At 44.6% G+C, this 20148-nt stretch carries 16 protein-coding genes; 15 read left to right on the forward strand and 1 reads right to left on the reverse strand.

What is annotated here, in order from left to right:
- Positions 1-151 precede the first annotated feature (151 nt).
- From BI182_RS02040 to BI182_RS02080, 9 genes are all read left to right on the forward strand, one after another.
- Positions 152-1417: a 2-hydroxyacyl-CoA dehydratase family protein gene (locus tag BI182_RS02040; protein ID WP_286805179.1), complete on the forward strand. Its 1266-nt coding sequence runs from the start codon at positions 152-154 to the stop codon at positions 1415-1417.
- Entirely contained in the window at positions 1414-3240 is a 1827-nt protein-coding gene (locus BI182_RS02045) for a 4Fe-4S binding protein (RefSeq protein WP_286805181.1), read from the forward strand. Before BI182_RS02040 ends, BI182_RS02045 begins: the two co-directional genes overlap by 4 nt.
- Positions 3221-4591 carry a 2-hydroxyacyl-CoA dehydratase subunit D gene (locus BI182_RS02050; protein WP_286805182.1) on the forward strand — a complete coding sequence of 457 codons (1371 nt, stop codon included), beginning with the start codon at positions 3221-3223 and terminating at the stop codon, positions 4589-4591. The genes BI182_RS02045 and BI182_RS02050 overlap by 20 nt, the downstream gene beginning before the upstream one ends.
- Before the next feature lie 121 nt (positions 4592-4712).
- Entirely contained in the window at positions 4713-5501 is a 789-nt protein-coding gene (locus BI182_RS02055; RefSeq protein ID WP_286805183.1) for an acyl-CoA dehydratase activase, read from the forward strand.
- A complete protein-coding gene (locus tag BI182_RS02060) occupies positions 5501-6199 on the forward strand; it encodes an urease accessory protein UreH domain-containing protein (protein WP_286805185.1) in 699 nt (232 codons plus the stop codon). Before BI182_RS02055 ends, BI182_RS02060 begins: the two co-directional genes overlap by 1 nt.
- A gap of 11 nt (positions 6200-6210) precedes the next feature.
- Positions 6211-6747, forward strand: a complete 537-nt coding sequence (locus BI182_RS02065; protein WP_286805187.1) for a hypothetical protein — start codon at positions 6211-6213, stop codon at positions 6745-6747.
- Between the two features lie 236 nt (positions 6748-6983).
- Complete coding sequence (gene dinB, locus BI182_RS02070) at positions 6984-8237, forward strand: DNA polymerase IV (RefSeq protein WP_070372356.1); 1254 nt, start codon at positions 6984-6986, stop codon at positions 8235-8237.
- Positions 8238-8252: 15 nt separating this feature from the next.
- Complete coding sequence (locus tag BI182_RS02075; RefSeq protein ID WP_175440961.1) at positions 8253-8495, forward strand: hypothetical protein; 243 nt, start codon at positions 8253-8255, stop codon at positions 8493-8495.
- A 13-nt stretch (positions 8496-8508) separates the two neighbouring features.
- The gene (locus BI182_RS02080; RefSeq protein ID WP_084633748.1) at positions 8509-8799 is read left to right on the forward strand and encodes a nitrous oxide-stimulated promoter family protein; all 291 of its coding nucleotides are present in this window, start codon (positions 8509-8511) and stop codon (positions 8797-8799) included.
- A 22-nt stretch (positions 8800-8821) separates the two neighbouring features.
- On the opposite strand, the gene BI182_RS02085 is transcribed toward BI182_RS02080, so the two are convergent.
- Positions 8822-11194: an ATP-dependent DNA helicase gene (locus BI182_RS02085; protein WP_286805194.1), complete on the reverse strand. Its 2373-nt coding sequence runs from the start codon at positions 11192-11194 to the stop codon at positions 8822-8824.
- A gap of 765 nt (positions 11195-11959) precedes the next feature.
- Here BI182_RS02085 and BI182_RS02090 point away from each other — a divergent pair.
- From BI182_RS02090 to BI182_RS02115, 6 genes are all read left to right on the forward strand, one after another.
- The gene (locus tag BI182_RS02090; RefSeq protein ID WP_070372353.1) at positions 11960-12463 is read left to right on the forward strand and encodes a GNAT family N-acetyltransferase; all 504 of its coding nucleotides are present in this window, start codon (positions 11960-11962) and stop codon (positions 12461-12463) included.
- A gap of 757 nt (positions 12464-13220) precedes the next feature.
- Positions 13221-14588 carry an MFS transporter gene (locus tag BI182_RS02095; protein WP_070372352.1) on the forward strand — a complete coding sequence of 456 codons (1368 nt, stop codon included), beginning with the start codon at positions 13221-13223 and terminating at the stop codon, positions 14586-14588.
- Positions 14589-14674: 86 nt separating this feature from the next.
- A complete protein-coding gene (locus tag BI182_RS02100) occupies positions 14675-15304 on the forward strand; it encodes a cobalamin B12-binding domain-containing protein (RefSeq protein ID WP_070372351.1) in 630 nt (209 codons plus the stop codon).
- Between the two features lie 14 nt (positions 15305-15318).
- On the forward strand, positions 15319-16299 hold the full coding sequence (locus BI182_RS02105; protein WP_228883046.1) for a uroporphyrinogen decarboxylase family protein: 981 nt from the start codon (positions 15319-15321) through the stop codon (positions 16297-16299).
- A gap of 136 nt (positions 16300-16435) precedes the next feature.
- Positions 16436-17830, forward strand: coding sequence for an SLC13 family permease (locus tag BI182_RS02110; protein WP_228883048.1), 1395 nt, complete (start codon positions 16436-16438; stop codon positions 17828-17830).
- A 557-nt stretch (positions 17831-18387) separates the two neighbouring features.
- Positions 18388-20058, forward strand: coding sequence for a formate--tetrahydrofolate ligase (locus BI182_RS02115; RefSeq protein ID WP_286805197.1), 1671 nt, complete (start codon positions 18388-18390; stop codon positions 20056-20058).
- Positions 20059-20148: the final 90 nt, after the last annotated feature.

Genomic DNA, 20148 nt, shown 5'->3' on the forward strand with positions numbered 1-20148 from the left:
CAAACAGAGGATTATAACCTCTGTTTTTTTATCCCTAAAAAGCCAGTCTTCACCTAATCTTCAGATAAGCTTCAAACCATCCACAAACTGACATATTACAATAGCAACATGAAATGAACATTGAAACATAAATGCCTTTGGAGGTTAGATAATGACAGCTAATCACGAAAAAAACCAACTGTTTAGCAGCTATGAAAGTGAATACATGGATACCCTGAGAACCTTATTCAATGAGAATAGTCAGATCGAGGAACTGCGCTATTTTTTAAATACAATCTATCGCTACTTTAAACCGGACAATATGAAGAAACGCCAGCCACAAGTGATTGTGCTGGGCAGTAGCATTCCCGAAGAACTGATTTATGCCACCGGGGCCAAACCTTTTTGGATACTCGGCGGTAGCCTGGGTACGGTGGCCTGGTCCGACGATTTAGTACCCCGGGATACCGATCCGGTCAGTCGCTCGGTGCTGGGATTTCTGCTCAATGATCACTTTGATCTGGGCGCAGCTGCCCTGATCATCGTTCCGATTACCTGTGACAGCAGCCGCAAAATGGCTTATCTGCTGAGCAAAGCCGGAAAAAAGGTCGTCACGGTGGATATTCCCCCGGAAAAGGGCGATCCTCTGGCGGGTCTTAAATGGCAGAGCCAGATGGAAAATCTGGCTGATAAACTTAGCGATCATACCGGTCAGCGGCTGACGAAAAAAAAGCTGACCCAGGCTACCCAGCTGGTTGAGGGCGCCCGGAAGCTGATGCGTGATTTTATCCAGGTCTGCCAGGAAAAAGACGGCCTGATTTCCGGGGCGTTACGGATGGCAATTCTGAATTCGTATTATTACTCCACTGATCTTAAAAGCTGGTGCAGCCATCTCCGCAAACTGAATCTGGAACTGTTGGAAAGTCGCCAGGTGATTTATGAAAAGGGAAAAAACAAACCGCAAATCCTGCTGATGGGGTCACCGGTATATCTGCCCAATTATAAGATCCCTTTTTTGATTGGCGATATCGGTCTGCAAATCGGAGCAGCGCTGGACAGCAGTACTCAAAAAATCTACGCCAGCAGCAGCCAGCATAAAGCCGGTAAACGCGATCCCTTTACGGCGATCATTGAGACCCATTACCGTTATGACTGTTCTTCGGCCTATGCCAAAAATGACATGCTTTATCAAAGTGCGCTCTGGCATTTAAAACAGGGGCGCATTGAAGGAGTGGTTTTTCATGTGTTGAAAGGTCAGATTGAATATGATTTTGAACTGGAGCGTTTTGAACAGCTATTCGGAACTGCGAATATTCCAGTGTTCCGGTTGGAAACTGACTATCAGTATCAGGATGTGGAACAATTACGAATCAGAATGGAGGCGTTTATGGAAATGCTGGCCCATCATCGCTATCGTGAGGAAAAAAGAGCTGTATGAAAAAAATCTATCAGAATATCAAAAAAACAGTAACGCCAGCAGTCATCCTTGTCTGTGTTGTGCTGATGCTGTTGTCATTATTTGCCTATAACCTGGTGTTCTACCAGTTTAGTACCGATGCCACCGGTTATACCATGGTCACCGCTGTTAGCTCAGAAGAAGCTGGGGAGCAGACCGACACCAGCAGCAAGCTTTATTTCAGTTATGACAATAACCAGATTAGTTTAAATACGATGAGCAATCAGGATGCTTCCGCCGCAACGCTTTATGCACTCAGCGTTAACGGGATTACCGAAATGACCGCTGATAATATGGCTGTGATGAGTCCGGATTATTTAGGTAGTTTTATTGCCACTCTACCACAGCAAACTGCCGATCTCGATGGCGATGGCAGCAGCGAAACGCTTTATCTGGCGGCCAAAACCGATATGGAATTTACCCAGGGCTATCGGCCCACGCCACCGATTTTTGATCATGAACTGTTTCCGCTGGAGATCATATTTACTGATCGAACTACACTTAATGTATTATTTGAAGGCGAGCCGCTGGCTGATCAAACCGTAACGCTGACTTCGCAGCGAAGTGGGACAAGCCAGGTGACCACCAATAGCGCGGGGGGCATTGAAGGTGTGTCACTGTTGGATATCCGCAGTGGCATCGCAGTTACCTATGCCGCAGACAATGGCGACAATGTCTATCAGATGAGTTATCAGGTCGAAGACAATACTCTGTTTTCCAGCCGTTACCTGGCGGCAATGACACCGTTTATGATCATCGTGCTGCTTTCGGCCATCGGCATCATTTTGTGTCTGTGGTTGCGCCGCCGGATTGTCAAAAAAGATCCGGTAATGGGTCGCTTTGCCAATGAGCGAACGAGCTTGGGTCCGGTGGGGACGATGAAGGGACAGCGGAAATTCGGCTTTATGACGCTACGCTGGCTCACCATGATCATCAGCTTTTTCACACTGATCTATGGCGGGAAATTACTGGGCCAATGGGTCAATGCGATCGAAATTCCGATTTTTGCCTGCCCCATCAATCAGGATCAGTTGATTGCCAGCAGTTGTTATACGCTGGCCCATTTAAATACCCTGGTTAATCTGAGTTGGTCGGAAATTGGTATCTTTTTAGCTTCGCTGCTGATCTCCATTGTGGTGCTGGGCCGGTTTATCTGTGGCTTTCTGTGTCCCCTGGGACTGGTTCAGGATCTTACCCACGAAGCCCGGCAGGGGCTGAAAATTGAAGGATTGCCCTTGAGTGAAAAACTCTATCGTCAGTTAAAACCAATCAAATGGACGATGTTGCTGTTGTTTCTGGGACTCAGTTTTGTTGGCGGTAACTTTTGCGATATATGTCCGGCAATTACCTTGTCTCCGGCTTTTGCTGGCTTTAAGGTATCGCTGTTTTTAGGGGGCTTCTTCATGATCGTGGTAATTATCGGCGGTTTTTTTAAACGCCGGTTCTTCTGCAATATCTGTCCCCTCGGTTATTTAATCGGATTGGGGCACAAGTTTTCATTGTTCCGCATTAAAAAGGACTGTCAGGCTTGTACCGAATGTGGGGCTTGCTATGAAGCCTGTCCGATGGGGATTAAAACCATCTATACTGAGCGGGAAGAAACCGATGTTACCACAGCTGATTGTATCATGTGTGGTGAATGCATCGATAAATGCCCGGAAAACAAAGCATTGTCAATGAGCTTCAGTGGCCTGAAATTTTACCGGGCATCCCGAAAAACCTTTATGTCTGGTCATAAAAAATCTGAAAAGAAACTGAAACGATTTATCAGGAAAAGAGAAAAAAATGAGTCTGATCAAAAATAAGAGAAATAGCCAAGAAATCGGTTTAGCTGATCATAACGGCGCAGCTGAAAACAAAACCAAAGAGCTGACAGCCATGGAACAACGGCAACGCCAGCGCTTTATTGATAAAGCCACCAAGGTGTCGGGTAAATATCTGCGGCGGCTGGCAGAATTGCCCGGAGCGCCGGTAGCAATGCAGCCATTTTTTAAGGTTCTCAAAGACATTTATGTTGAAATGAAAAATGTCGAAAAAGCGGCCGATACTAAAACTGTCGGCACCTATTGTGTAATGGTGCCCCATGAGCTGATTTACGCCGTTGGAGCTCAGCCGGTAAAATTATGCAGCGGCAGTTATACCGCCTTTGCGATTGGTGACGATCTGGTGCCCCGGGATGCCTGTCCGTTGATCAAGGCGGTAATGGGTTTTCAAACCATGGACGTGATGCCGGTTTACCAAGACTGCGCCCTGATGGTAGTGCCGATCACCTGCGACTGTAAAAAGAAAATGGCCGGGATGTTAAAGGAAATGGTTCCAACCTATTCGCTCCATGTACCAACGTCTAAAAGCGATGACGCTGATATGGAGCAGTATGTCCAGGAACTCTACCAGCTGATTCCGGAGCTGGAAGCAGTCACCGGCCAGACGATTAGTTATCAGAGTCTGGCCAAAAGCATTGACGAGATGGGCTTTGCCCAGTATGAAATGTCGAAATTCAATGAGTACAAAAAGCATGTCCCGGCCTTGATTAAAGGCACTCACGCGATGGCTTTAATGAATGCTTTTTCATATATGCCGTTGGCGCAGTGGAGCCAGCAGCTGCATTTGCTTAATCGGGAACTGGCTCGGCGCAAAAAAGACAAGCAATTTGTCAGTAAAGATAAGCAGCCCCGGATTATGGTCACCGGGTCACCGATTATTTTCCCGAACATCAAAATACCGCTGCTGATTGAAGAGACTGGGGGCATTCTGGTGGGGGACGAAACCTGTATGGGTGAGCGTTCGATTTATGATCCCACTGTTGTGGTGGATCAAAGCTTTGACGGTTTAATGCGTTCTCTGGCTAACCGCTACACCCGGCCCTGTACGTGTCCGACTTTTGTTGACAATGACCAGCGGGTTTACCGGATCAAACAGATGATTGCCGATCACCAGGTTCAGGGGGTGGTGTACCACGTTTTACGGGGCTGTCTGGTCTATGATTTTGAGTACCAGACCCTTGAGGACGAGCTGGGCAAACTGGGGATTCCGGTGATCCGGGTCGAAAGTGATTATAACGAAGAAGACATTGAGCAATTGCGGATTCGGATCGAGGCCTTTATTGAGCTGATCAAACTAAAAGATCTGGCTGAGCGATCCAAAAAACAGAAATAGCCGGCTAACGGTTGTCCCGATTAATCGTCAAGCGGTTGTTCGCCCCGAGACATATAACCTGAGATAACGACTGGCGGTAGTCGGTGAGGTTTTGAACAAAATGAGAAAACAGGAGAATAACATGAACAGAAATTATTACGCCGGACTAGACGGCGGATCAACTTATACCAAGGCAGCGCTGATCTGTCAGAATCAAGTGGTCGATGCGATGGTCACCAATACCGGGATTGATAACAATGCCGCCGCTAATAGCTTAATTGAAAAAATGTGTAGCCGCCGGGGGATCCGACGTGCTGAGGTCCGCTACACCATGGCCACCGGTTACAGCCGTAAGGTCTTTGATATCGCTGATGACGATATTTCCGAAATCACTGCCCATGCCTATGGGGTGCGCCTGACTGCGCCCCGGGAATACCGGCCGGGAATGATTATTGATATCGGCGGCCAGGACAGTAAAATCATTTATCTCGACAAAAATTATGCCGTTAAAAACTTTACCATGAACGATAAATGTGCTGCCGGAACCGGTAAATTCATGGAGGTCATTGCTCAGATTCTGGAAACCACCATTGACCAGGTCGGTCCGCTTTCGCTGGAAAGTAAGGCGCCCTGCGACATCAACAGCACCTGCGTAGTTTTTGCCCAGTCGGAAGTGGTTTCGCTGGTGGCCCGGAAATATGATCGCCGGGATATTTTGGCCGGAATGCATTTATCAATGGCTAAACGGATCATCAAAATGATGAAAAAAGCCGAAAAGGGCGGGGATATCCTGATGACCGGTGGCGGCGCCCTGAATATTGGGGTCCACAAAGCCTTTGAAGAAGAAATGATGCGGGATGTTTATGTGGCCAGATATCCGCAGTTTAACGGTGCCATTGGGGCTGCCCTGATTGCCAGCGAGAGGGCCTGATGATGACCCTTGCATTACTGATTCCGGTGCTGGCTACAGCACTGTCGGTAGGGTTGGGCTGTGGTACCTGCTGTAGTCCGGCAGTTACGGTCTTCTTGTCCAGCTATATCATCACCCATGCTGGTGGGATGAAAAAATCGCTGCTTGAATTTTTAAGTTTTTTTATCGGAAAAATTACGGCAGTAGTGCTTTTATGCACACTGGCGGCGCTAGTTGGTAGTCAATTTATCGATGCCGCTGGCTATGTATTTGGGGTCAACCTGAGTTTGATTATGGAGCTGGCGATGGTTGCCCTGGGGATGGTGCTGATTGGCAAATGGCTGATCGATAATCGAAAAAACGCCCGATCAGCCATTAGCTGTTCTGGTTGTGCAGGGGGGGAAAAAGAGCGAAAGGAGGATAAAAAAGGTTTGATCCCGCTGTTTATGGCTGGATTTGCCTATGGAGCCTCCCCCTGCGCTCCGTTACTGCTGATGATGGGGGTAGCGGTTACCTTGCCGGTTGCCACCGCGGCTCTGGTTGGCGGCGTGTTTGCTGCTGCCAGTACCCTGACCCCGGTGCTGCTGATGGTGCTGCTGTCGGGGATCCTGTCAGCAAAAATCACCAAAGAAATCCCCCAACAGCTGCAGTGGTTTCGGCTCGGCAGTTACGTATTACTAACCTTGTTTTCGATCGGGGCAGTGTTCAATTTGTTTTAAGGAGGTTTTAAATGAAAATCAAAATTATCAAGCAGTTTGGTGCAGCTGTGGCCGCCTTGCTGATCGTCTATGGTACAGTGGCCACTACCTATCGCAGTTATGAACAGGTGATGGCTGCTCAGGTAGAAATTCCCCCGGCGATTGTTGTCAAAAATGCGGCCGCCGACAGCGATACCGAAAGTGTCGTCACAACCGTTGCTGCCAATACCACGACTACGGAAGCGGCAACCACTGAAACCGTTACTGAAATGGTGCCGGAAACAACGACGGATACAACGACTATGGCAGTTACTGCTGAAACAACGACACCGATTGTGGTAGCTGTCACTGAACCCGTCGAAACACCGGCAATTGTTGAAGCCGCGCCCGTCGTGGCTGAACCGGTAGTCACCGAACCGGAACCGGATGTTCCCAGTTTAAGTGAATATCTCTCACAATTCCGCTGCGGCGGATGCGGCAAAAATTGCTCGTTGCTTAATCCCCGTTGTGGCGTGGGTAATCAGAAGGCGCAGCAGACTGAAGCTGAATATTATGCAACCTATAGCTAAAAAAGAGGTTGTGATAATAATGATGGAAAATAACTCAGACCATCAAGAAGAATAACACCATGTTATCGATCGTCACAAGATCCGTGCCTACACGGATCTTGTTTTTTTGGATTGTTTGCAATAAATTGCTGGTAGAGTAATTAATAATTTAGGCATTGACAAAGCACGGTAGGGGGTATAGAATAGTCATAGAACATATGTACTAATTTTATCGAGGTGGGTTAAAAAGGTGGGTCATGGAACGGATTATTTTACACTCTGATATCAACAGCTTTTATGCCAATGTGGAATGTCTCTATCATCCGGAGATTAGGGACTTTCCGGTGGCGGTCGGTGGCAATCCGGAAAAACGTCATGGGATTATTCTGGCGAAGAACCAGAAAGCAAAGGTTGCTGGGGTTAAAACCGGCGAGGCCCTGTGGCAGGCCCGGGAGAAATGTCCTGGGCTTTTGGTGATGCCCCCAAATTATCAATTGTATTTACGTTTTTCCCGGCTGGCCCGAAAAATCTATAACCGTTATTCCGATCAGGTGGAGCCTTTTGGTCTCGATGAAGCTTGGCTTGATGTCACGGCCAGTTCCCGGATTCACGGCAGTGGCCGAACCATTGCCGAAAAAATCAGCCAGGCCATTCAGGAGGAACTGGGTATCACCGTTTCGATTGGCGTTTCCTGGAACAAAATCTTTGCCAAATTTGGTTCGGATTATCGGAAACCCGATGCCATCACGGTGATCACCCGGGATAATTTCAAAAAAATTGTCTGGTCCCAGGAAATTGGGGATCTGCTCTATGTGGGGTCAGCCACGAAAAAGAAACTGATGAAATATGGTATCTATACCATTGGACAATTGGCGCAAACATCCCCAGATTTTCTGGTGCTCCAGTTTGGTAAGATGGGGATGGTGTTGTGGCGCTTTGCCAATGGCCTTGATGACAGCCCGGTAAAAGCCTTTGACGAGCATTATAACGGTAACGAACGGATTCTCAAAAGCATTGGCAACAGCATCACTACCCCCCGGGATTTAAAAGACCTGAAGGATGTCAAGCTGATCCTCTATATGCTGACTGAAAGTGTGGCGATGCGGTTGCGGGAAACCGGCTGCTATTGTTTAACAGTAGCGATTCATGTCCGTAACAAAGAACTTCACAGCTTCACCCGGCAAACAAAGCTAGCAAAACCCTCGGATCTGACCCGGGAAATAGCTGAAGCCGCCATTGCCTTGTTTGAAAAGAATTATGATTTCAGTTCGGATATTCGCTCCCTGGGGGTGCGGGTCACTGATCTGGTACCGGATTCAACCCCGATTCAGTTGGATGTTTTTGGCAATGAAGCGTTGCGGATGCGTCAGGCCCAGCTCGATGATACCGTTGATGATTTACGCAAGCGCTTTGGGAATCTGGTTCTGCGTCGGGCGGTTACCATTGGTGATTCGATGAGCGGCCTGGATCCCAAAAAAGATCATGTTATCCATCCAATTGGATACTTTTAAAGGAGAATTAAGAAAATGGCAATAAAAAAATTTGTCCAGGTGATTGCAAAGTTTGAAGAAGATGGCAGAATCATCCCCCTCCAGGTTTTGTGGGAGGACGGTCGGGTTTTTTCTATTGACCGGGTTCTGGATATGCGCCCGGGGGTCTCCCTGAAGGTGGGCGGGCAGGGTATTCGCTACACCTGCCGGATCCAGAATAAGGAAGTCTGTCTCTATTATGAAGAACCCAAATGGTTTGTCGAAAGTAAAGAAAGATAAGGAAAAAAGCCGAGTGCCAAAAATAGACCAGGAAAAACGGATCCTTGCCGTGATGCTCAAAATCTATTGCCGCAAAAAACATCGATCACACGATCTCTGTGCGGAGTGCCAGACCCTGTTAAGTTATGCCTTGAACCGATTGGATCATTGCCGCTATGGCGAAAACAAGGGTTTTTGCAATCACTGTCCAAGCCCCTGCTATAATAAAGAGAATCAGCTAAAAATTCGCAAGATCATGGCTTTTAGTGGCCCGCGGCTGATTTTTCATCACCCCATTATGGTTATCAGACATCTGCTGTCGTAGTGCGACAGCAGATTTTTTTACGTCAGTTTTGCGGTATAGTCATGGCCCAGAAATCCTGGAGGGCTTTTTTAAGCTCGGGCTCATTCCGGATCTGGCGATGGGGAAACCACTCCTGTGGAAATAACTGACGATAGCTAGGGCTACTGAAGCGCTGATCAATCAGAACGATCACGCCTCGGTCGGTTTCGGTTCGAATCACCCGTCCGGCAGCCTGGAGAACCTTGTTCATGCCAGGATAGAGGTAGGAATATTGATAGCCGGTGTGGTTTTTTTTATTGAAATAATCCCGGATGATATCACGTTCAAAACAGATCTGGGGCAGACCGACTCCGACAATAATGGCGCCGATCAGGCCCTCGTGCTTTAAGTCCACGCCTTCGGAAAAGATCCCGCCCAGCACCGCAAAGCCCAACATCCCGGTCGGGGCAGCCCCGGGTGCCGGTCGGAACTGACCCAGGAACAGCTCCCGGTCTTCCTCGTTCATTTCCGGAGCCTGCCGGATGGTGACGACCTCCGGGTAGCTGGCGCTAAAAATTTCAAACACCGCATTCATATATTTATAAGATGGAAAATAGACGATGTAGTTGCCTGGCTGCTGATCCCGTACCGTTTTGATGCAACGGACAATGGTGGAGTAGGTTTTTTCGCGATTGCGGAAGGTGGTTGAGATGGTATCGGCAATCAGTAGTTCTCGGTTTTTAACATCGAAGGGCGATGGCAGACTAATTTTATAGCTGTCGGGGTCACCACCGAGAATTTCTGAAAAATAGTCGAGTGGTGACAGGGTGGCCGAAAAGAAGATCGCCGCCCGGCCTCGTTTGAGGGCTTCTCCCAGCAAGTGGGAAGGATCCAGACAAAAAAGTTTGATACGGGTATCGCCGTTGGCGTTTTCGACGTAGGTTAGAAAGTGGTCATCGTAAAACTCGGCGGTGCGCATAAAGGTCAGGGCGTTAAAATACAGTTCCAGTAGTTTCTCGTGACCCGGGCGGCCTTCATTGCTGACTAGCCATACTTCGGCCAGAGCAATCAACTTCATCACCAGCAGCAAGAAATCTTTGGGGGCCTCTTTTTGGCGGTGAGGTGAGTTGGTTGTAGCCAATTTTCGCAGCCCGATCATGTGAGTGTTGAGTTTTCCCAGAGCTTTGGCAAGACTGGGGTCGTTATCTTTAAACAATCGCTTTAGCTCCAGCAATGGTTTTTTATAAAGTTCGGCCGAAAACATTGAGCGGGCCCGATCGACCAGATTATGGGCTTCGTCAATCAAAAAGCTGTAGTCGCCGCCGTTATCGGAAAAAAAACGTTTGAGATAAACCCGGGGATCAAAAACATAGTTGTAATCACAGATCACGCAGTCACTAAAGAGGGTTAAATCGAGAGAAAACTCAAAAGGGCAGACCTGATGTTTGTGTGCATAGTTTTCAATGACGGGTCGGGTCAGGCGGTCTTCCTGCTTAAGGATATCCAGCAGTGCGGCATTAACACGGTCAAAATGCCCCTGGGCATAAGAGCAGTGACCGGGATCACAGATGGTTTCTTCCTGAAAACAGATTTTGTCCTTGGCAGTCAGAGTGACACTTTTGAAAGCCAATCCCTGATTTGCCATTTTAGCAAAGGCTTCCTCGGCAACCTCCCGGACAATGGTTTTGGCGGTTAGATAAAAAATTTTGGCAGTATGCCCTTCAGCCATCGATTTGATGGCGGGAAACAGAGTTGACATTGTTTTGCCAATTCCGGTGGGAGCCTGGACAAAAAGTTTTTTCTGTTCGACAATGGTTTTATAAACCGCTACTGCCAGTTCCCGCTGGCCCGGGCGATAACGCTCAAAGGGAAAAGCAAGAGCCCGAATAGCGGTATTGCGGCGAGTCACCCAGTTGCTGGTCAGAGCAGCCCAGACCAGGTACTGATTGATTAAATCGTAAAAGAAAACAGTCAGTTCAGTTTGGGTAAAGATTTTTAGATACTTTTTGATTTCATCGGTATCCAGCTGAAAATAGGTCAGCTGTACGCTGATTACTGGTAGTTCATTCTGGATGGCGTAAATATAGGCATAGCATTTAGCCTGGGCCCAATGGGTTTGGCTGTAGTCTTCGTCAATCTGTTCTAACGGCCGGCTGGTTGACTTGATTTCGTCTACAATAATCCCGGACTCGCTGGTGATGATGCCATCGGCCCGGCCATCGATTCGGAAACAGAAGCCTTCATATTCGAAACGATGTTTTAGCGATACTTCTGGGGCATAGCCTTTGTCTCGATTATCTTTCTGAACCTTCTGGTGGGCCCGGGTTCCTTCCAGTGCACTGGCGTTGCTGATAAACTGAGAATCGATATTTCCGGAGCGGAGGATAAACTCCACCAGATTGCGGACGGATAGTTTTATTTCGGGTTGATTGTTCATTTTTTCACCTATGATTATTATGATGACGCTTTGATGCTCTAATTTTATGCTAAATGGTGAAGAAAGTATAGCAGATTTGCTTGCTGATCTAGGAATCAAAGCAGGAAACGACAACGATTGTCAGAGTAACAATCAAAACGATGAATCTTAAAAAATACTTAATTTTCTCTTTGCTAGAGTTCAAAATAATAAAAAAATTAGGGCAAAAAAAATTGAAAAGTAAAATTATTATGGTGGAACAAAGCCTCAAGACAGTGATTTTTTTCATTTAAATGCATTTAATCGCAACGTTATTATCGGTTTTTTAGGGAGAAATATTTTTCATAGTATTAGCAGTGATATGGTGTCAATTTGATAGATATAGCAGTAGATTAACTATCAAGATCATTTAAATAGCTGATTTGTTTATGTGGAATTGATAAAGAAATAAAAAGTTGTTCAATAGCTATCAGACAATGGATAAAAAGTATGTTATCCATAAATTGAATTTGATGTATCTGTATTAAAGTTACCCGAATAAAATCTATCGAAAAACAACATCTTGATTAAAAATGATTTGTTAATTAACGAACAATATAGTTTCAGCACTACCTCTTGTTTGAGAAATATCAAACAAGTAAAGGTAATAAATGGTTGCAAAAAGAAAAAATATTGACATAAAATTCCAAAGATGTTAAGCTGATGAAAATTAAAAAGTAAACGAGTACAAATTAGTTTTTTAGAAAAAACTAGAAATCAATGGCGATGATCAAAGGAGGTCAAAAAATGGAATTTGGACTAAGAGAATGGAAGCTAAGTGATGCTGAAAATATTGTGCCTCTGGCCAATAATGAAAAGATAGCAGGAAATTTACGAAACACCTTTCCCTATCCGTACACTCTGGATGATGCCCATCTGTTTATTACTAAAAGCATTCATCAGAATAAAAGAAGGCATCTAAACAAGGCGATCACAATCGATGATGCGCCGATTGGAGCGATCAGTCTGCTGATGCAGGAAGATGTCAGTTGCAAAAGTGGTGAGTTGGGTTTTTGGCTTGGCGAACCCTATTGGGGACAGGGAATCATGACTGGTTCCATTAAGCAGATCTGTGAAAAAGCTTTTGATGAGTCGGATTTGGTCAGAATTTACGCTCGGCCCTTTGCTGATAACCAGAAGGCGCGCAGAACCATTGAAAAAGCTGGTTTTCATTTGGAAGGTGTTTTTCAGAAAAGTATTTATAAGAATGGTAAACTTCAGGACTCCTGTATGTATGCTTTGACAAGATAAAACGGTGCGGGCTATAGTAATTTCATAGAATTATTGATTAAACATATTTAAAATAAATGATATCTTCAAAAAATTATAGAGCTTGAAAAAAGAACTTCGTACGAAGTTCTTTTTTTGATGGTGAAGCTGCTCAGTCAAAAAAAGGAAAATATATCAGGTTAAGTTTTTTGTGGCGGGGAATACATTATATAAGCAAACGAATGTTAATGCAGGAACGTGCTTTGGAATTTCTTCTGAAATTTGAAAGGTATTAAACGGTATTTTGTAAATTCAAATTAAAAAATAATAATGTGATGATGGACATAATGTCAAAAATAACAGTAAAAACAGACAAGTTGCCAAAAAAAACGAATAATCATATAAAAAATCAATGAAGAAAACGAGTACAAAGTTTAAAAAATAGATTAACTGAAATTTTTTACTAAAAAAACATTGACAGCTTCATTGAATACGAGTACAATGATGTTGTAAATGAATTAGTAATTACAATTTTATTTACGGTTTGTAAAAATGTCATGATATCTTTAGTACCGCTTCTTCGAAACTCTATTTTAATGAAGAAAGGCATTATGAAAAGGATTGCATTATTTCAGGATGATCGTTATGGTGCAAAATAATTTCTGGTTGCGGAACGACTGGATAGAAGTGTTGCTGTTTGCTTGTTGTTATAGGGAGATTGGCTGATCAGACAAATAGTGTCGACAGTTATTTTAGTAGAAATTGTTATTAAAGTTGAAACTAAAAAGGAGAAAGAATTATGAACAAACCATTAAAAAAGTCGGCTATTAATCTTTATGGATTACCGTCATTTGGGTTTCAGACCTTAGTCAATATTGAAGTCATGTTTTTTGCAGCTTTCCTCACCGACTTTGCAAAAATTCCTTTGGCATTAGTAAGTACCATCTTATTGGCCACCAGTATTGTTGATATTGTGGCCGTACCAACATCAGGGGTTATTCTTGAAAAAAGCAACATGAAGTGGGGGAAATACCGTTCATGGCTATTGGTCGGACCACCCATTGCGGCGCTCTTTTATATTTTGCAGTTTTCGCAGATTGGCGGAACCTCGGAAATTAATGCTATTATCATCTTTTTAGGATTCGCCATCAGCCATTTGGTTTGGAATACCTTTTATGCTGCCCATATTTCCATGAATAATGCGCTGACCACGGTTCGGGAAGAACGAATCTCAATGGCCAGTAACCGGGGAATGTTCAATGCAGCGGGTGCTCTGGTGTTCTCCTATTTTGGGGTAAAAGCCATCGCCGCTATTGGTGCTGGTGTCGGCAACCCGGTTTTAGGTTACACCTATATGGCAGCGATCACCGGTGTGATTATGATTGCCTGTAACATCATTTATTTTGTAATCACCAAAGACTATGCTCAAAACGGTACCGAAGCCCAAGCGGGCAAACCGGCTGAAAAGATGTCAGTGGGCGAAATGCTCAAACAAATTGTTGTCAACCCTCCATTGATGGGGCTGATGCTGGTGGAACTGGGACGATACCTGGGACGTTTCGTTATTTTTGGAATGGCCTTCTACTACTTTAAATATGTCATTAACGATTTGCCTGGACTGGCATTGTTCATGACCGGATTAACCATTGTCAACTTCTTTGCAGCCATGATTGCATCACCGATTGCTAAACGACTTGGCGAAAAAAACACCTATATGATCGCCCTGTCGCTTTTGATTATCGGTTTGCTAATTGTCTGGTTTATGCCGCTTGAAGCAACTGCTTTTAAAATCATCATGTTTGCTGCCTATATTGGTTATGGTTTGCCAGATTCTCTGGGTGTGGCAATGTACTCTGCAACCGTTGATTATGGCGACTGGAAAACCGGCAAAAATGCCCGTGGTTTTATCATGTCACTGATCAGTATGCCAATCAAAGTATCTATTTTTGTCCGTTCGGTTATCATTTCAGCGGTGCTGGCTTCAGTTGGTTATGTTGCTGATATGGCCGTGACTCCAGAACTGATTCAGGGAATTAAAAATGGTTTCGCCCTTTATCCGGCAATCATTATGATTATTGGAATGGTGATGATGTTTGGGCTTTATACATTAACACCAAAACGAATGGAAGAAATCAATAAAGAATTAGCAGAACGTAAATTGGCTTAAGTATAAAAAACAAAGTTCAATGAAACCGGAGCGATTCACACATTGCTCCGGTTTAGAATATACAATTTAATTTAAGGAGATAAATCATGTCAAAAATAGCAGAAGTCAAAGCAAAAGTCGAAGCTGGAAAATCGAAACTGGTTCCCGGACTGGTACAGGAAGCACTGGATGAAGGCAGCACCCCAAGTGAGATTCTCCAGGCCATGGTTGATTCCATGGGCGTCGTTGGGGATAAATTCTCATCCGGCGAAATCTTTGTCCCGGAAATGCTAATTGCTGCTAAAGCCATGTCAAAAGGCGTGGAAGTATTAAAACCACTGATGGCTGGTGATGGTTCCGCCTCGCTGGGTACCTGCATCATCGGTACGGTTGCCGGTGACCTTCACGATATCGGTAAAAATCTGGTTTCGATGATGATCGAAAGTGCTGGTTTTGATATGGTTGATCTGGGCGTTGATGTCCCTGCTGATACCTTTGTTCAAGCAGTTAAAGACAATGCCAATGTCAAACTGGTGGCCTGTTCCGGTTTGTTAACCACCACCATGCCAGCCTTAAAAGAAGCAGTACAGACCATTAAAGCTGCTTATCCGGAGATGAAAGTGATTGTTGGCGGTGCTCCGGTCACGCCGGAATATGCCGTTGAAGTTGGTGCTGACGGATATGCTCCTGATGCCGGTAGTGCTGCGGTAAAAGCCAAAGAACTGGCAACAGCATAGGAGAGGAGAGAAAAATGTTAACAAAAAGACAAAATTTAGTTGAAGTAATGAAGGGTGGAAATCCGGATCGCTTTGTCAAACAATATGAACCCTTTGCCCTGATGATGAAAACCCCGATCAGTCGTTTAAAACCACCGGTCGGTGGTACGATAGTTAATGAATGGGGCGTTACCTTGAGCTGGCCGGAAGGCCAATTGGGCTCATTTCCGGTTCATGATGAGGAGCACATCGTTGTTAAGGATATCACCAAATGGCGGGATTATGTTAAAGCGCCGAAGCTTGATTATCCCGAAGAAGCTTGGGCGACGGCGATTGCTGAGGCTAATGCGGTTGATCGGAATGATCAGTATGTCACTGTTTTTGTGGCGCCCGGTCTGTTTGAACATATCCATTACCTGATGAGTATGGAAGAGGCCTTAATGGCTTACTACGAAGAACCAGAAGAAATGCATGCGTTGATTGATTTCCTGGTTGATTTTGAACTGCGACTGGCTAAAGAATTTATCGATCATCTTCATCCTGATGCGGTATTCCATCATGATGACTGGGGCAGCCAGATCAATTCTTTTATTTCACCAGCGATGTTTAAAGAATTCTTTGAACCGGCCTACAAAAAAATCTATGGCTATTATAAAGAGAATGGCGTTGAACTGATTGTTCACCACAGTGACAGCTATGCCGCAAACCTGGTGCCATCGATGATCGAAATGGGTATCGATATCTGGCAGGGTGTAATGAACACCAATAACATTCCTGAACTGATTAAAGAATACGGCGACAAAATTACCTTTATGGGTGGTATTCACAGTGGTTTGGTTGATTTCCCTGATTGGACCCCAGAAATTGTAGCAGAATATGTGAAAAAAACCTGTGAAGAAAATGGCAAACTGTATTTTATTCCCTCTCAGACCTCAGGACTACCGATTGATTCGTTCCCAGGGGTTTATGAAACCATCAATCAAGAAATTGACAAAATGTCAAAGGAAATGTTCTAAAATACGATAAATCATGATGAGATCTGTATTGATTTCAGGTAAAATCAAGATTTAGTTCTAAAGACAGGAAGTCTGTTCGTAACTGAATTGGCTTCCTGTTTGTATTATTGTGTGATTGAAAAACTTGAGGTGTGTTATGAACAAAAAGCAGTTGTTCGGAATGATCATGGGTATTGGGGTGCTGGTTGCCAGTTTTCTGTTGCCAATTCCTGCGGGTTTGACAGATATAGGTCTTGTTACCATTGGACTTTTAATTTTCTTTTTGATTATGCTGATTACCGAAGCCCTGCCAGTAGGGGTGATTTGCTTTCTCTGCCTGGCTTTGTTGCCAGTTTTGGGAATTACTAAAAATTTGGCTACGGGTTTGGTCGGATTCAGTAATACAATGTTGTTTTTTGTACTGGCATCATTTGGTTTGGCAGAAGCAGTGATATCCACGCCAATTGTTCAGCGGGTGCTGCATCTTCTGCTGGAAAAGTTTGGCAAGAACGTAAAGACATGCATTCTGGCAATAATGGTTACCGGGGGATTGGTTTCATCGATTGTCACGGATGTTCCTACTGTGGTCGTTTTTATGGGCATTGGGGCAAGCTTTTTAAAACTGTATAAAAATGAGGCGGATCGTCAGAAAACAGCTCGGCCCCTGATGATTGGTATTCCTGTTGCAATAATGCTGGGTGGTGTCATGACTCCGGCTGGTAGTGGGATCAATATACTAACAATTGGTCTGCTGCAAAATTTGGCAGGTGTTCAAATCACTTTTATTCAATGGATGGTTTGTGCTATTCCCATTGTAGTATTAATGCTACCTCTATCCTGGTTTGTGTTGATGAAAATCTATCCGCCAGCGGAAATTGATCAGGAAGAAATCCAAAACTATCTGGCAACCATCGAAGTTAAAGAAAAAATTTCTAAAACTGAATGGAAGGTTATTACCATCGCGTCAGGGATGTTGTTTTTCTGGATTCTCAGTTCGTTCGTTCCAGGAATTGAGGTTACTGTTGTCGCATTGTTGGGTTGCTCCTTATTCTTTTTGCCGGGCATTGAGATTCTAACTTGGGATCGCTATATCAAAGCGGTAAGCTGGACATCGTTTATTCTGATTGGGACGGTTTTATGTATAGCCAATACGATTGTGGTCAATGGAGTCAGTGAGTGGTTTGTAACCCATGTTCTGCCGACCAGCCTGTCCATTTCAACAATGGAAGGGGTATTCTTTGTGGCAGCAATGAGTTTTATCATCATGCTGGTTGTTCCGGTAGCGCCAGCACTGATTGGCGTATTGACTCCGGTAATCGTTAGCCTGGCAGCGACCACGGGCATCCATCCGGCCTTGTTAATCATCACATTGGGACTTTGTGCTGGAAATTGCTATCTGTTTCCAATTGATACAATTCCATTAATTACCTACACAGCTGGTTATTACAAGATGACCGATATGCCTAAAGCGACGGTTTGGTTGCAATTGGCTTTTATTGCGCTTTGTGCTTTATGGATACCGATTGGAGGAACGATTGTTGGTTTGGCATAGAAAACTGTATTCGTCAGGATCAGATTAAAAAAAGAAGAAAAAAATTTCCAGGTAAAAAAGCGAAAAATTTCATTGAATGCAAAAAAAATCAGTTAGCTTAACGGGTATATTATAATTAAGCAATGTACTGGTTAAAAAAGTGACAACAAAAGAATAAAAAAATAATATATTTTACGAATTTGATTTCGAATGCCCTGAACAATTAAGTTGTTCAGGGCATTCTTTTATACGTTTACAAGTGGGATGGAAAAATAATAGTAAATAAGTAAAAAGGTAAAAATTTGCAGTGTATATTCGGATGTGTGGTGGTCGATCGTTACAAAAATAACAAAAATATTCAACTAAAAATACTTGTTTGAGAAATAACAAACAAGTAAAGATAATAAATTGCCTCAACATAGAAAAATATTGACATCTAGAATAAAAGATGGTAATCTATGGAAAATCTGTATATACATGTGCACAGGATGTTTGCAAAACATAATTCCGGCGTGTGGGTCAGATTTAAAAAAGAGACTCTGAGAATAACAAAATTATTTTAAAAGGAGAAAGACAAGATGAAAACAGATGTACAGATCGCACAGGAAGCCAAATTGCAACCGATTGCACAGGTGGCTGAAAAATTGGGGATCACCGGAGATGACTTGGAACTTTATGGTAATCACAAAGCCAAGGTATCCTTGTCAGTGTTGAAAGACAATCAGGACAAACCAGATGGTAAGCTGATTCTGGTCACCGCCATTAACCCCACCCCGGCTGGTGAAGGAAAAACCACCACCAACGTCGGTCTTTCCATGGCCCTGAATTATATTGGTAAAAAAACCATCACCACTTTGAGAGAACCTTCGCTGGGACCATGCTTTGGGGTCAAAGGTGGCGCTGCTGGCGGCGGCTATGCCCAGGTTGTACCGATGGATGATATCAACCTCCATTTCACCGGCGACTTCCATGCGATTACCGCAGCCCATAGTTTATTGGCGGCGCTACTGGACAATCATCTTCATCAGGGAAATCTGTTAAATATCGATATCGACCGGATTGTCTGGCGTCGAGTTGTAGATATGAATGATCGGGCGTTGCGAATGATCACTGTTGGTCAAGGTAGCCGTGCCAATGGGGTGGAACGGGAAACCGGTTATGACATTACCGTTGCGTCAGAAATAATGGCAATTCTCTGTCTGGCCTCCAGTCTTACCGATCTTAAAGAGCGGCTGGGTCGGATGATTGTGGCTTACAACATCGGAGGCAAAGCTGTGACTGCTGATGACCTGGAAGCTACCGGGGCGATGGCTTTGTTACTCAAAGACGCCATCAAACCGAATCTGGTTCAGACTCTGGAAAACACCCCGGCTTTCATTCATGGTGGTCCCTTTGCCAATATTGCCCATGGCTGCAACTCGGTGCTGGCTACCCGAACAGCCTTGAAATTGGCCGATTATGTAGTAACCGAAGCCGGATTTGGTGCTGACCTGGGGGCCGAAAAATTCTTTGACATAAAATGCCGTTATGCTGATTTAAAACCCAATGCCGTAGTGATCGTTGCTACTGTCCGGGCACTTAAAATGAATGGTGGCGTGGTCAAGACAGAGCTTTCAACCGAAAACGTGGCAGCGGTGGAATCTGGCAGCGCTAACCTGATTCAACATCTGGAAAATTTGCAAAAGTTTAAAGTGCCGGTTGTGGTTGCCTTGAATAAATTCCCGACGGATACCGAAGCTGAATTTGAGGCAGTTAAAAAAGCATGTGAAAATAAAAATGTCAAGGTAATCCTCTCGGATGTATTTTCTCAGGGTGGCAAAGGCGGCGAAGAACTGGCCCATGAAGTGGTTAAGCTTTGTGATCAGGGTGAGTCTCAATATCAACCACTTTACTCACTGGAACTGCCAATTGAGCAGAAAATTGAAACCATTGCCAAAGAAATCTACCGGGCTGATGGGGTAGAATTCGAGCCGGAAGCAAAAAAACAATTGGATGAAATTGTTGCTTTGGGATTTGACCACCTGCCAGTTTGTATGGCTAAAACCCAATATTCTTTCTCTGATGATCAAACCCTGTTGGGCGCTCCTCAGGATTTCAATATCCATGTAAAAGAAGTGCGTCTGTCAGCAGGAGCTGGATTTGTGGTGGTGATCACCGGCGCCATTATGACAATGCCGGGTTTACCCAAGGTACCCGCCGCTAATGGTATGGATATTACCGAAGACGGTGAAATCATCGGTTTGTCCTGATCATTTTGAAATTATGGATTCCGTTCATTAAATGTCTTTCTGACTGGAGCGGGTGACCGTTTGTTCCCTAAACCATTTAAAACACAGACC

The organism is Acetobacterium sp. MES1 (assembly GCF_002237635.1).
GTDB classification, from domain to species: domain Bacteria; phylum Bacillota; class Clostridia; order Eubacteriales; family Eubacteriaceae; genus Acetobacterium; species Acetobacterium wieringae.

Excerpts from the sequence above, each read along its gene's own strand:
- BI182_RS02040 (WP_286805179.1), top strand. The coding sequence starts at position 152 with ATGACAGCTAATCACGAAAAAAACCAACTGTTTAGCAGCTATGAAAGT.
- BI182_RS02045 (WP_286805181.1), top strand. The coding sequence starts at position 1,414 with ATGAAAAAAATCTATCAGAATATCAAAAAAACAGTAACGCCAGCAGTC.
- BI182_RS02050 (WP_286805182.1), top strand. The coding sequence starts at position 3,221 with ATGAGTCTGATCAAAAATAAGAGAAATAGCCAAGAAATCGGTTTAGCT.
- BI182_RS02055 (WP_286805183.1), top strand. The coding sequence starts at position 4,713 with ATGAACAGAAATTATTACGCCGGACTAGACGGCGGATCAACTTATACC.
- BI182_RS02060 (WP_286805185.1), top strand. The coding sequence starts at position 5,501 with ATGATGACCCTTGCATTACTGATTCCGGTGCTGGCTACAGCACTGTCG.
- BI182_RS02065 (WP_286805187.1), top strand. The coding sequence starts at position 6,211 with ATGAAAATCAAAATTATCAAGCAGTTTGGTGCAGCTGTGGCCGCCTTG.
- dinB (WP_070372356.1), top strand. The coding sequence starts at position 6,984 with ATGGAACGGATTATTTTACACTCTGATATCAACAGCTTTTATGCCAAT.
- BI182_RS02075 (WP_175440961.1), top strand. The coding sequence starts at position 8,253 with ATGGCAATAAAAAAATTTGTCCAGGTGATTGCAAAGTTTGAAGAAGAT.
- BI182_RS02085 (WP_286805194.1), bottom strand. The coding sequence starts at position 11,194 with ATGAACAATCAACCCGAAATAAAACTATCCGTCCGCAATCTGGTGGAG.
- BI182_RS02090 (WP_070372353.1), top strand. The coding sequence starts at position 11,960 with ATGGAATTTGGACTAAGAGAATGGAAGCTAAGTGATGCTGAAAATATT.
- BI182_RS02095 (WP_070372352.1), top strand. The coding sequence starts at position 13,221 with ATGAACAAACCATTAAAAAAGTCGGCTATTAATCTTTATGGATTACCG.
- BI182_RS02100 (WP_070372351.1), top strand. The coding sequence starts at position 14,675 with ATGTCAAAAATAGCAGAAGTCAAAGCAAAAGTCGAAGCTGGAAAATCG.
- BI182_RS02105 (WP_228883046.1), top strand. The coding sequence starts at position 15,319 with ATGTTAACAAAAAGACAAAATTTAGTTGAAGTAATGAAGGGTGGAAAT.
- BI182_RS02110 (WP_228883048.1), top strand. The coding sequence starts at position 16,436 with ATGAACAAAAAGCAGTTGTTCGGAATGATCATGGGTATTGGGGTGCTG.
- BI182_RS02115 (WP_286805197.1), top strand. The coding sequence starts at position 18,388 with ATGAAAACAGATGTACAGATCGCACAGGAAGCCAAATTGCAACCGATT.